Genomic DNA, 12,214 nt, shown 5'->3' with positions numbered 1-12,214 from the left:
TTATTACCTACAATAAAATATTACTCTCACTATTCAATTTCCTATTTTAACTGAGTTGCAAAATCAAGCATCCTATTTAAAGGAAGCAATGCCTTTTCCCGCAATTCTTTTTCAACCAATATTTCATGCTGATCCCCTCCCCGTTCCAGTCCCTGAACGATGGCTTGTAAGCCATTCATTGCCATCCACGGACAGTGAGCACAACTACGGCAACTCGCCCCCTCCCCAGCCGTAGGCGCTGCAAATAACTGCTTCTCAGGACATACTTGCTGCATTTTATAAAAGATACCTTTATCTGTTGCCACAATCAGTTTCTGATGTGGCAAAGATTGGGCGGCTTTGATTAATTGACTGGTCGAACCAACAGCATCAGCCAGATCAATAACAGCTTGCGGTGATTCAGGATGAACCAATACCGCGGCATCGGGATGCAGACCTTTTACCCTGATCAAAGCCTGAGTTTTAAATTCATCATGAACAATACAAGCCCCTTGCCAACAAAGAATATCGGCTCCTGTTTGTTTACGGACATAATTCCCCAAGTGGCGATCGGGCGCCCAAATTATCTTCTTCCCCTGACTATCCAGATAATCGATCAGCTCAACAGCGATACTTGAAGTCACAACCCAATCCGCTCGTGCTTTAACGGCTGCTGACGTATTTGCATAAACCACCACGGTACGATCAGGATTGTCATCACAAAACTGGGTGAACTCTTTTTCAGGGCAACCAAGATCTAACGAACACTCAGCTTCCAACGTAGGCATTAAAACACACTTCTCAGGATTAAGAATTTTGGCGGTTTCTCCCATAAATCGCACACCGGCAACTAATAAAGTAGAGGCGGGATGCTTATTGCCAAAACGTGCCATTTCCAGTGAATCAGCAACACATCCTCCTGTCTCTTCTGCTAAAGCCTGGATCTCAGGATCGGTGTAATAATGTGCAACCATAACAGCATCCTGCTGTTTCAGAAGGCGTTTAATTTTTTCACGGCAATGTTTTTTTTCAGCCTTACTGAGAAAAGCAGGTTTGGGAGGGAATGGATAAATAGTTGAATTAAAATCAATATACTGGTTCATTACGCTGACCCTCTGTTTAGTATATGGTTTTAAAAAGCGAAATTTTTGGTTTTTAGCCCGAAAATCCGCCCAAATTTGTTTAATATACTAAACAAAATGATCGATTTATAGTAATTTATCGCGAGATATTTTCGTCTGTGAGGGCTAAACAGAAAACAGAAAACAGAAAACAGAAAACAGAAAACAGAAAACAGAAAACATTATTATATTTGTAAGTGCTGTTTTGTTAAAGCCATTTATTAAATTATTTTTTAATTAAAAAGTAAGAAGATTTTCAATATGAGAATCTTTTTAACGGTTTATCATCTTTTTAACAGCAAATTCAAGTTAATAGTAAATACGTTTTCTAGAAAGAGAGTTAATTGAATTCAGTCGAAATCCATTAACCATTAACAGTGAGTTAAAAAAATTAGAACACAAAAACATTATCCTAATAGACTGGTATTTAAGTGTTTTCTCTCCGTTATTTTATGAAGTAAACCATAAAAGATAGCAAAATAAAAAAGCGGTGAAAACGGTTAATATGGCAGGATTTAAGTTCTGAGAAAACTTGATTATCCGAAAAAACATAAAGGGTAGCGACTGATGAAAACTATTTAGGATTGCCAGTAAAACAGCGTCAACAAAGACAAAAAGCAAGTATAATTAATGTCTTAAAACATAAAACCAGATATACCATGATGATTAAAATTGATAAAAAGCAGACGTAAAAAGTGGTAAAACAACTGTTAAAACCTGATACCGATTAAACCCTGGAGTTAAAACTATTACTTTTAACAATCGCTTAAAACCCATCCACCATAAAACCACCAGTTAAAACCGGTGGTTTTAAATTTTTACATAAAAGAGTAAGTACAACATCTAATAAAGAGTCCGCTCTGTGATGTGGTTCAGCATTTTTGTTAACAAACTTGTTTTCTAATTTGACAACAAATATTAATTTTAATATAAATTCAGTTAAAGCCGCTATATTTTAAGTTGGCATTTATAAACTAGTGAAATATTAGATAAGTTATTTTTGGATCAAGATTATGCGAAAGGAATAATGAATATAGATAAAGAGAAATTTATTGTTTATGGTAAAAATAGTAAAGTAAAATAATATATCATGCATGATAATGACATATTACTTACCAGGATAGTGAATTAAAATGATAAAAATCACTGATTTATGCTTTAGTTATAAAAGTAGAGAAATTAAGAAAAATATTTTTAAAAATATATTTTCATTAAATGAAGTCGAAGTGATTTTATTTAAAAATATAAACATTGAAATATTTGACGATAGCAAGATTATAGGATTACTGGGTAAGAATGGTGCCGGAAAAACAACTTTAATAAAACTAATTTCCGGTATTTTAACTCCAAATTCTGGAAATATTACCGTTTTTGGCATTAATTCAAGTGGAAGACCTCTTAATCTTTTATCCAATCTTGGTATCGTTTTTGGCAATAAATCAATGCTTTGGGAGGAGTTATCTCTCTATGAGAATATTGAGCTTTTTTCTAAGATATATAAACGTAATTATGATAAGAATAGTGTTGAGAATATGATAGAAATGTTGAACCTTAGAAATATAGCAAAAAAACCAGCAAAAACGTGTTCTTTAGGTCAATCTGTGAAATCCAACTTATTAATACACTTTCTTAATAGGCCAAAATTATTGATATTGGATGAACCAACAATTGGATTAGATATAGAGTCACAAATTCTATTAAGAAATATCTTAAAAGATTATGCTAAAAATAATGAAAGTAAAATACTAATTACCTCACATAATATGATAGATATTGCTGATGTTTGCAAGGATATTATCTTCTTGAAGGATGGTGAAATATCAAAAATAAATCTAAATAAAAATAATTCGAAAGAAAAGAATGCGCTATATCTAAATAAGATTCCAAAATAGCGCTACATCTTATGCTACTAATAATTCTATGTATAACAATGGGTTGAAGAAGGCCATGTGTAGCAGAATTATGAAACGTTATTTAGAGGGCCTTTTCTGTGATAATTAAATTTTCTTTTATTGAAACCATTAGGGCTAAGAATATAATATTTGGTTACTTATTTATAATTATAACATTATATGCGGTTGAGCTATCTTTTTGGGACACCATGACAAAATCAAATGGTTTTGTTAACTATACGCATGATGAGATAATAGTTTATATATTATGGTCTGTTATTATATTTCAATTAACAAGTATTACCGGGTTTCCAGAAAATTTATCGTTCCATATTGAAGATGGTAGTATAGATAGATTAATTATAATGCCAAAATCAATACTATTATATTATTCAGAATATGCTTTGGGACAGATATTAGCTAGATTATTTATAATGTCACCATTAATTTTATTCATAATTATATACCAAAAGGACATTCCTAATTTTATATATCTATTTATTTCTTTATGTATAGGGTTGTTTATCAACTTGTACTTAACAATGATATTGTCATGTATGGCATTCAAATTTAGAGGCTCGTATTCTTTTATAATTATTAAGGATACTTTATCATGGGTCCTTTCAGGCGCGTTAATACCATTAGATGTGTTTGGTGATTCTTTAAAATCAATATTTAATTATATTCCATTTCAATATATCACCTATATTCCAGTTAAAATTGCGACAAATTCAACATCTATTTATTTTATATTTAATGGATTTTTAATCATGATGTTCTTAATGATAATTTTTAATTTTATTTGGAATTATATGTTAAAATACAATCAAGGGTATAATGGCAATGCTTAAAATTATATTTATTGGTTTTAAAAGTGGATTATCAGAAGCAAAAAAAAGCCCATTAAATTTTTGGTTATCCGCTTTTGTTAATTTCAGTTACTATATAGCACAAGCTTTCTTTTGGTATGCTATTTTAAATTCACAATCTTCAGGTTATATTTTATCTGATGATTTTATTATTATATTTTTTACTACGGTATGTTTAGTCGATAATTTTTATCTTTTTTTATTTGGTAAAGGAAGCCTCTTGCTGGTTAAAAAAGTCAAATCATTAAAATTAGAACCTCATTTGGCGTTACCTATAAATACTCAATTCTTATATATCACTACAAACATTGCATTTGAGCATTTTTTGTTGTCATTCCTATCTTTAGTATTATTTTTTACTGTACATATTTACCTTGGCACTAATATTTTGTTGGTTTTTTTACATTTTATAATGGCATTAGAGGGAGTCTTAATACTTACTTCAATTACATGGATCATAAGAACAACAATATTTTGGACAAATTCATTAGTTAGTATTAAAAACTCAAATCCTTGTTTTAAAGTATTGGTGAGACCTGAACAATCTTTTCATGGTGTAGTTCGTTTTATTTTAATGTTCATACTTCCGTGTCTATTTATAACGGGTGTTCCAGCTTCAGTAGCAAGTGGAATAATGAGTATGAAATGGTTTTTTATTCAAACTTTGGTAACATTGATTTTAATTTTTATAGCGAAATTGGTTTTTGATATTGGTGTTAAAAGGTATTCTAAATATATCACGTGAAGAAACCTAATGAAATTGGGAATTATTTCAGGCAGCCATAGATCGCATTCTAATTCAAGTAAAGTTGGTGATTTCTTAGATTCACTTGAAATAACTAAAAAATTTACTTTTATTATATAGTGATAACGAATTAGTGCATAAGCCAGCATTGTTAGTGTCAATATCCGCTGGAAACGGTGACACTTTTTGTATTTCTGAATTAAGGTCATCTGGATATAAAAATAATAAAAAAATAAAGCCAAACTAACCGGCTTTATTCTTACTTTAAGCTGTACCGTCCACTAAAATTACGCTGCCCTTACAATATAGTTAAATGCCACGTTACGAGGTCTATTTTCGTTAGCGGTTGGGACTTGTCTTGATGCATCAATGTCAAAATAGGTAAGATCAGAACTAGCGCCGCCATTTGCTGAACGTGTATCTGCCGTAGCATATCGTGACGATGCCATGACCCCACTCACAACAGGCGTCTGAGGAGCACCGCCCATCTGGGCATGTATAACTTGAGTTGACCCCGTAATATTTCTGATTGCATCTCCCTGCCAAGACAAAAGCCCACGACCACCATCAACACCTCGATTATCATCCCATCCGCGGATAAATTCTCCTCTTAAATCAGGTAATCTACCGCTAGGATAAGCCTCCGCCAACTTCGGATACTGTAATTTATTAAAAGGTGAACCATTACAAATGAAATAACCGAAAGGTGGATAGATTAGCGGCCAGGGAATAGGAGAACCCACAGGTATATTAATCTCTTCACGTAATGAATTTATTACGTCCTGAACAAGCTTTTGTGTAGCCGCCAATGTGTCGCTATTGCCCATCACATTTGTCAGCTGAACCACACCTTTTTGTGTTAATGAAGCACTGGGCATATCTGTTGTAATTTTTTGTTCTATCGCCTTATTTAACTGAGCAGTAAGTTTGGCTACATTTCCATCATCCAGAACATCATTGCCAGATCGTGTCGCGATAAAATCAGCGACGACAGATGATATGGTTGATGACTGACGTAATACCTTATTTAACAAGTGGGTGGGAACATTATCCGGAGAAAATCCTGTCTGCAACCCCTGGCTTTGCTCATATTTTTCTTGACTAATGACATTCGCATTATCACTAATAGAAAAAGCTTTAAAATCATTTTTAGAACTCATATATTTTCCTTAAATTAAATAATGTGACTTTATAATCAACATTTTGAATTATTGTAGAAATAGTCTCCTGCAATTCAGGCTAATCAAAGTCTAGTTCAGGAAAAATATAATACTGTGTTCTTATTACTTATAAGGTTAATCGTTTTTGTATCATTGGCAGTAATAAGTAGTTCAACATTTTAGAATCTAAAATATCCCGCCAATTTATATTTAATATTTGGAAATTATTTCTTTATTATTTCTTCTATTTCATCCTGTAAAACCCCATGCAAGAATATCGATGTTACTCTGAAATTTCACCGCACAAATACGACACATTATCCTCTCTATTTCAGTTTTCAGAATAAAAATAAAGCCGGGCTAACCGGCTTTTATTTCCTTATCTATTCCGTTGCTTGATAGAATAGATTTATGGAATGACTATAATACTAGGATCTGTTAACGAACATTCGATGTTTGATACTAGAGCGACAGCAATAATATTTACTGTCGAATTTCTTGATTTATCAAACAAAGAGACCTTTATCACCTCAGTAGAGAGTTTTTCCCCTTCCACTCCATCATTTAACGTAATTATCCTACCATTGTGTTTCAGAGGAAGTTCATTTAACAGAATGCTAGCACTCTTTGAGATATCAACGTTATCAGACTTAATAATACCTTTTTGTTCAGCTTTCTGTATTACTTGTTGAACATTCCAACCGTTAATATCTGCACAACCATCAGATCTTGTTCCCGCCACAGCGTTAGCCGTAAAAAGCATCGCAGTTAATATCAATATTAATCTTTTCATTCGACAACCAAATCCGTATCGTGCGAGAGCAATATCTCACGTCGTATATCTCTATTAAGAATTATACAACCTTCTGATGAATGTTGGGGATCTTTTCTGCTAGCACCGTGAATTCTAAAAGCACTACGGCCATGCATATCATTACAACTACATGGGTCAAGGATAATAGTCATGGGGCCTTTTGAGTTATTTTCACCGGTTATTTTATAATAACCTCTGGGTATAGGACCTAAGTTTTTTATACCTTCTGATGCAGGATTATTCTTATGTATACCCTGACCACTCCAACCGTGGCCAATAAGCTTTGTATCGTGATAAATTTCACCACTATACTGTTGATAAATCCATGTCATAGTGCGTACCTCTACTTGAATATTAATAACAAAGTTTCATTTCTACAAATCAAGTGAAACTCATATAGTTCATCAATTAGACAATAGCATATCTGGATAGTTCTTATACATTACTAAAATAACTGCATTTATTCTCCATACCTTCCTGTAACTTTTTTTGCCTCCGGTTCCAAACTGAATCTTCTGGCATCTAGACACAAGTATCTAAGGATATTGATACTATTCTACAATTTCATAGCATAAATACGACACATTATCCTTTCTCTATTTTCAGAATAAAAAAATAAAGCCAGACTAACCGGCTTTATTCTTACTTCAAACTGCTTCGGCCACTATAATCATGCAGCCCTTACAACGTAGTTAAATGCAATGTTACGGGGTCTATTTTCATGTGATGTTCTCGCAACATTTGAATTATCAAAATAGATTACATACCCGGTACCTGCAACTTGCTGATAAACGATTGTACGAGCCGGTCCTTCCGAAAACACACCGCTCGTGCTGTCATGCGGTCGCGTCATCATGCCGATGTTATTACCGCCTTCAAGTGCCCCGCCTAATTTCTGCATTGTATCTGTTTGCCACGTACCGCACATGCGACCGGGATCAACACCACGGCCATCATCCCATCCCCGGATAAATTCGCCTCTTAAATCAGGTAATCTACCGTCAGGATAAGCTTCCGCCAACTTCGGATACTGTAATTTATTGAAAAATGCGCCATTACAAGTGAGATAGCCAACAGGTGGATAGGGCAACGGCCACGGAATAGGAGAACCAGCAGGAATTTCACTGGCAGCTTTAATCCGGTTATCTATCTCTTCACGAGTATAAGTATACTCACGTAATGAATTTATTTCTTCCTTAACAAACTTTTGCGTCACTGCCAATGTATCACTATTGCCAATCACATTTGTCAGCTGAACAACGCCTTTTTGTGTTAATGAGGCACTGGGAATGTCTGTTGTAATTTTTTGTTCTATCGCTTTATTTAATTGAGCGGTGAGTTTGGCTACATTTCCATCATCAAGAACATCATTGCCAGATTGTGTCGCGATAAAATCAGCGACGACAGATGATATGGTTGATGCTTGACGCAATACCTTATTTAACAAGTGTGTGGGAACATTATCCGGATAAAATCCTGTCTGCAACCCCTGGCTTTGTTCATATTTTTCTTGACTAATTACATTTGCATTATCACTAATAGAAAAAGCCTTAAAATCATTCTTTTGACTCATATACTTTCCTTAAATTAAATCATGTTATTTTATAATCAACACCTTAAATTATTGTAAAAATAACCCCCTATAATTCAGGATAATAAAATTCTAGTTCAGGAAAAATATAATACTGTGTTCTTATTACTTATAAGGTTAACCGTTTTTGTATCATTAGCAGTAATAAATAGTTCAATATTTTGGAGTCGAAAATACCCCACCAATTTATATTTAATATCTGAAAATTATTTTTCTCTTATTCCTGTCATCTCATAGAAAAGTTTCGCAAGTAATTAGCGTAAGAAACTACGGAAACGGGGTATTGGACCGAAAGGTTGAATTTTTCGAAATGACAACAAGCATCTAATTCTGAGTGCCTCTTTTGTGAATTACTCTGATGACTTTATGTGAGGGTCTTAGCCTATCGTAATCCTAACTGGTTTCCCTAGCCAGTACACCTCAAAATCTAAAAAGATAAAGCCGGACTAACCGACGTTATTTACTAACCACACCTTTCCTCCTTTTTATATATTTCTGATAACCAATTATCAATGATATTTGAAGCTTCAATTAGTGTAATTGGATGTCCGTTATCACCTTTTCGGCCTCTGATTGTTACATTGATCATGTTTCACACCCATAAAAAGTAGGCATAACACCCACAAATATATTGATAATAGAATTAATGTATAGGTATTATACTCATACATTAACCAAACGGAGGATTTATGGGTAGTGCAGAGCTAATAAAACTCCTAATAGCTGACGGATGGGTTAAGGCCAGACAAGACGGTAGTCACATCACTCTAACTAAACCCGGTGTTGCAAAAATAATCACAATACCGCACCCAAGAAAAGACTCATCAAAAGGTGTTATCCGGCAGGCACAAAATATTTCAGGGCTGAAATTACTATGATAACGGGCACAGTTATGCCGCCCTTTCTATGCAAAGCTCATGATCAAATTAAGAGGTAATACTATGATTTATCCACTCTTTATATTTAAAACAGAAGATGGGTTTGACGGTTACTTCCCCGATGTTGAAAGCTGTTTCTTTGCTGGCAATACCTTAGAAGATGCTATTCGGGATGCTGAAAAAGCGTTCGCGCAGCACATGGAAGTTTTAATCGAACACGGCGGCTATGTCCCCGCTCCTAAAAACTCTTCTGATTACATCGGTGATCCTCGCTTGTCTGAAGATGGAGGGGTTATTGCCCTCATCGAGTTAGATCCAGCGAAATATGAGTCAAAAGCCATAAAGTTCAATTTAACTATGCCTGGCAATCTATTAACTGCCATAGATCGCTACATTGAAAAAAACGGACACTACAAAAACCGCTCTGCTTTTCTAGCTGAGTTAGCCAGAAAAGAAATAGCTCACCAGTGACAGATTTAGTTTTCAGAATAAAAAAATAAAGCCGGGCTAACCGGCTTTGTTATTACCTCAGTTTATCCAGCCATTCAATATCGTAAGCTTGTAAAATATCTGTTCTGCTCAGCAATACCCGATATGTTTTCCATTCAAGCAAAACGGCTTCTTATATTTTTGGCTTTTAAAGGGTATTTTTATTCGGCGATTATGCTGCCCTCACTATGTAATTAAATGCAATATTGCGGGGACGGGTTTCATGACCGCCGGTATTGTTAGCAATTGATGTAACAGTTGCGTCACCTGTAACATCCCTACCGAGCGGGTATTGGTATCCATCTACAGGTCCTTGATAATTAGAAAGGTATTTTCTTCTCTCATTCCCTTGAGAAAGTTGTATTCTTTTTGTGTTGTCAGTCTGTGCGCTTAAAATAATACGACCACTATCAACACCTCGGCTATCATCCCAACCACGAATAAATTCTCCACGCAGGTCAGGTAATTTCCCTGTAGGATACGCCGCCGCTAATTGTGGGTAAGCTGTTTTATCGAACTCTGCTCCATTACATTGCAGCCACCCCGCTGGCGGTATAACTGTAGGCCAGGGAATAGGAGCTCCCACAGGAATATTATTAACTGCATTGACTAGATTATTAACTTCTGCCTTGGTATATGCACCTATATCCTCAGCCTCTAAACTAATGTCAGTAGACAATGTTTTCCCATTCACCTTTCGGCTATTGGGCACTCTGTCATTAATATTTTCACGCAATGAATCTATTATTTCCTGGGCTAGCTTTTGAGTGACAACCAATGTATCACTATTGCCTGCTACATCTGTAAGCTGAACAATACCTTTCTGTGTTAATGAAGCATTTGGAACTTCTGCTGTGATTTTTTGCTCTAATGCTCTGTTTAATTGGGCTGTGAGTTTAATTATATCACCATTATCCAGAATATCATCGCTAGATTGTGTAGCGATAAAATCAGCTACCACAGATGATATAATTGATGACTGGCGAAGAACTTTATTTAATAAATCAATAGAAATAGTGTTTGGTGGAAATCCAGTCAGTAAACCCTCACTTTTTTCATATATTTCTTGACTAATTATATTCGCATTATTACTAATAGAAAAAGCCTTAAAATCATTCTTGTGACTCATGCACTTTCTCCTTAATTTAAACAATGTTATCTTATAATCAATATATTAAATTATTGTAAAAATAGTCTCCCTTTCAATTCACACTAATTAAAGTCTAGTCCAAAAAAAGAATGTGGTTCAACATTTCTAAATCAAAATATACCCTATAAATTTATATTTAACTCTGGAAATTATTTTTATTTTATTCTTTCTATTTCATCCTGTAATTTTTTCTATTTTAAATTCCAAACTGAATGTTCTAGCATTTGGACAAAAATATCTAATCGGTAAATGAAAGTGATGACACTGGAAGATTTCAATAATATGATGGATCTGCCGGGTTAACGCGGTTATCGACAAAGTAGAGCCAGAGTGAACAATGAATATTAAACCCATTAGAACAAAACAAGATTATCAAGAAGCATTAAAAACTGTCGCTTCTCTGTTTGATAATCAACCTGAAATCGGCACACCTGAATTCAATTATATGGAAGTTATGGTTCTATTGATTGAAGCCTACGAAGCAGAACACTATCCCATCGACCCACCAGACCCAATCGAAGCTATCAAATTCAGAATGGAACAATCTGGATTGACGGCCAAAGATTTAAAGCCGGCAATTGGTAAAACAAATCGAGAACACTGAGAAGTCCCCAGGACATGAGACAGGCATAGAGTGTTTGTGATCCACCGATTGCTCAACCAATTCAATGAGATCTCCTCTATGCCTGTTCTTAATGTATGACAGAACTTTTTCCCCGTACGCCTTAGCACCATTTCACAAATATCGACAGAATGCCCTGACTAATGCCACTGTAGTGCTGATCAGAGGTGTATCATGATGTTGACCAGCCTTGGACATTTTCTACCGGGGCCCACTCAGATTAAAGGAGAGGATTATTATTCGATCCAACCTCCACTTCAATTTCTGCGTTTAAATAACTGGCGAGATTAGTAGCTGTAACTTTATAGTAGTAAATAAGATTAGGAGGCGGTATAAGTATTTCACTTCTGCCGGGATAGATCTCTATAGAATTATACAGAGTATAATCTCCGACTAAGGACGCCCAGTAACCACTCACTTTAACTAGCGCTAAACTAACGTTTTTTATAGTTATATGAGGTTGATGAGCAGGGACTAATATACTGCCATTCTTATAAATATCAAGAGTCTGATTAGGGTTTATATATACTCGTGCCATTTTATTGTTTCCTTATTATTACGGTTATTTGACTGTTTATATAGCATGTGACCTTATCGGTGAAATTTAAATTAGCATTTACTCCGAGTAGTTAAATATTGAACTTTATCAGTGACGTAAAAATAATAAGATAACCTCATGGTCATATCAGTATTAAATGATTAGTAGGAAGAATGTTTTCTGGAGTATATTAAATGTCAGTATTAAAATCAGCCAGATTAATTATGAGCTATACATTGGTATACTTTTAGAAATGAAATAGTGATGAATGTCGTTTAGACGTTTAATTTTAAAGTAATAGATATGTTTTTAATTTCAAAATTTTGGGTTATTTATTACTATTAATTACATGTAATGGTTAATCAT

At 34.4% G+C, this 12,214-nt stretch carries 13 protein-coding genes and 1 pseudogene; 6 read left to right on the top strand and 8 right to left on the bottom strand.

Annotated features, from left to right (window positions below; translation table 11 throughout):
• Nucleotides 1-41 precede the first annotated feature (41 nt).
• A complete protein-coding gene (gene nadA / locus B0X70_RS07565) occupies nucleotides 42-1,082 on the bottom strand; it encodes a quinolinate synthase NadA (protein WP_217471214.1) in 1,041 nt (346 codons plus the stop codon).
• 1,151 nt (nucleotides 1,083-2,233) lie between these two features.
• On the opposite strand from nadA, the gene B0X70_RS07560 reads away from it, so the two are divergent.
• From B0X70_RS07560 to B0X70_RS07550, 3 genes are all read left to right on the top strand, one after another.
• Nucleotides 2,234-2,992, top strand: coding sequence for an ATP-binding cassette domain-containing protein (locus tag B0X70_RS07560; RefSeq protein ID WP_217471213.1), 759 nt, complete (start codon nucleotides 2,234-2,236; stop codon nucleotides 2,990-2,992).
• A gap of 98 nt (nucleotides 2,993-3,090) precedes the next feature.
• Nucleotides 3,091-3,843: an ABC-2 family transporter protein gene (locus B0X70_RS07555; protein WP_217471212.1), complete on the top strand. Its 753-nt coding sequence runs from the start codon at nucleotides 3,091-3,093 to the stop codon at nucleotides 3,841-3,843.
• Nucleotides 3,830-4,606 carry an ABC-2 family transporter protein gene (locus B0X70_RS07550; RefSeq protein ID WP_236545981.1) on the top strand — a complete coding sequence of 259 codons (777 nt, stop codon included), beginning with the start codon at nucleotides 3,830-3,832 and terminating at the stop codon, nucleotides 4,604-4,606. The genes B0X70_RS07555 and B0X70_RS07550 overlap by 14 nt, the downstream gene beginning before the upstream one ends.
• A gap of 287 nt (nucleotides 4,607-4,893) precedes the next feature.
• Here the strand turns inward: B0X70_RS07550 and B0X70_RS07545 are convergent, their stop codons facing one another.
• The 4 genes from B0X70_RS07545 to B0X70_RS07530 form a co-directional block, all read right to left on the bottom strand.
• Nucleotides 4,894-5,766: a phage tail protein gene (locus B0X70_RS07545; protein ID WP_217471211.1), complete on the bottom strand. Its 873-nt coding sequence runs from the start codon at nucleotides 5,764-5,766 to the stop codon at nucleotides 4,894-4,896.
• A gap of 409 nt (nucleotides 5,767-6,175) precedes the next feature.
• A complete protein-coding gene (locus B0X70_RS07540) occupies nucleotides 6,176-6,559 on the bottom strand; it encodes a hypothetical protein (RefSeq protein WP_036812871.1) in 384 nt (127 codons plus the stop codon).
• On the bottom strand, nucleotides 6,556-6,912 hold the full coding sequence (locus tag B0X70_RS07535) for a tlde1 domain-containing protein (protein ID WP_046396219.1): 357 nt from the start codon (nucleotides 6,910-6,912) through the stop codon (nucleotides 6,556-6,558). Before B0X70_RS07535 ends, B0X70_RS07540 begins: the two co-directional genes overlap by 4 nt.
• Before the next feature lie 338 nt (nucleotides 6,913-7,250).
• Nucleotides 7,251-8,153, bottom strand: coding sequence for a tail fiber protein (locus tag B0X70_RS07530; RefSeq protein WP_217471210.1), 903 nt, complete (start codon nucleotides 8,151-8,153; stop codon nucleotides 7,251-7,253).
• A 707-nt stretch (nucleotides 8,154-8,860) separates the two neighbouring features.
• Between B0X70_RS07530 and B0X70_RS07525 the strand changes: the two genes are divergently transcribed.
• Both B0X70_RS07525 and B0X70_RS07520 read left to right on the top strand, forming a co-directional pair.
• Nucleotides 8,861-9,049, top strand: coding sequence for a type II toxin-antitoxin system HicA family toxin (locus B0X70_RS07525; protein WP_046397782.1), 189 nt, complete (start codon nucleotides 8,861-8,863; stop codon nucleotides 9,047-9,049).
• A 63-nt stretch (nucleotides 9,050-9,112) separates the two neighbouring features.
• Nucleotides 9,113-9,520, top strand: coding sequence for a type II toxin-antitoxin system HicB family antitoxin (locus B0X70_RS07520; RefSeq protein ID WP_036812864.1), 408 nt, complete (start codon nucleotides 9,113-9,115; stop codon nucleotides 9,518-9,520).
• Nucleotides 9,521-9,572: 52 nt separating this feature from the next.
• Here B0X70_RS07520 and B0X70_RS07515 read toward each other — a convergent pair whose 3' ends face one another.
• Nucleotides 9,573-9,662, bottom strand: a complete 90-nt coding sequence (locus B0X70_RS07515; RefSeq protein WP_217471209.1) for a tail fiber assembly protein — start codon at nucleotides 9,660-9,662, stop codon at nucleotides 9,573-9,575.
• A 48-nt stretch (nucleotides 9,663-9,710) separates the two neighbouring features.
• The gene (locus tag B0X70_RS07510; protein ID WP_217471208.1) at nucleotides 9,711-10,667 is read right to left on the bottom strand and encodes a tail fiber protein; all 957 of its coding nucleotides are present in this window, start codon (nucleotides 10,665-10,667) and stop codon (nucleotides 9,711-9,713) included.
• A gap of 358 nt (nucleotides 10,668-11,025) precedes the next feature.
• On the opposite strand from B0X70_RS07510, the pseudogene B0X70_RS07505 reads away from it, so the two are divergent.
• A pseudogene (locus B0X70_RS07505) lies at nucleotides 11,026-11,283 on the top strand (helix-turn-helix domain-containing protein); the annotation flags it as partial.
• A 247-nt stretch (nucleotides 11,284-11,530) separates the two neighbouring features.
• Here B0X70_RS07505 and B0X70_RS07500 read toward each other — a convergent pair.
• A complete protein-coding gene (locus B0X70_RS07500) occupies nucleotides 11,531-11,848 on the bottom strand; it encodes a hypothetical protein (protein ID WP_036812860.1) in 318 nt (105 codons plus the stop codon).
• Nucleotides 11,849-12,214 lie beyond the last annotated feature (366 nt).

The organism is Photorhabdus akhurstii (genome assembly GCF_019090985.1).
Taxonomy (GTDB): domain Bacteria; phylum Pseudomonadota; class Gammaproteobacteria; order Enterobacterales; family Enterobacteriaceae; genus Photorhabdus; species Photorhabdus akhurstii.
This window is presented reverse-complemented; position numbering and strand designations above follow the sequence as displayed.

Coding starts and splice junctions, on each gene's coding strand:
- nadA (WP_217471214.1), bottom strand. CDS start 1,082: ATGAACCAGTATATTGATTTTAATTCAACTATTTATCCATTCCCTCCC.
- B0X70_RS07525 (WP_046397782.1), top strand. CDS start 8,861: ATGGGTAGTGCAGAGCTAATAAAACTCCTAATAGCTGACGGATGGGTT.
- B0X70_RS07545 (WP_217471211.1), bottom strand. CDS start 5,766: ATGAGTTCTAAAAATGATTTTAAAGCTTTTTCTATTAGTGATAATGCG.
- B0X70_RS07520 (WP_036812864.1), top strand. CDS start 9,113: ATGATTTATCCACTCTTTATATTTAAAACAGAAGATGGGTTTGACGGT.
- B0X70_RS07560 (WP_217471213.1), top strand. CDS start 2,234: ATGATAAAAATCACTGATTTATGCTTTAGTTATAAAAGTAGAGAAATT.
- B0X70_RS07540 (WP_036812871.1), bottom strand. CDS start 6,559: ATGAAAAGATTAATATTGATATTAACTGCGATGCTTTTTACGGCTAAC.
- B0X70_RS07500 (WP_036812860.1), bottom strand. CDS start 11,848: ATGGCACGAGTATATATAAACCCTAATCAGACTCTTGATATTTATAAG.
- B0X70_RS07530 (WP_217471210.1), bottom strand. CDS start 8,153: ATGAGTCAAAAGAATGATTTTAAGGCTTTTTCTATTAGTGATAATGCA.
- B0X70_RS07510 (WP_217471208.1), bottom strand. CDS start 10,667: ATGAGTCACAAGAATGATTTTAAGGCTTTTTCTATTAGTAATAATGCG.
- B0X70_RS07550 (WP_236545981.1), top strand. CDS start 3,830: ATGGCAATGCTTAAAATTATATTTATTGGTTTTAAAAGTGGATTATCA.
- B0X70_RS07535 (WP_046396219.1), bottom strand. CDS start 6,912: ATGACATGGATTTATCAACAGTATAGTGGTGAAATTTATCACGATACA.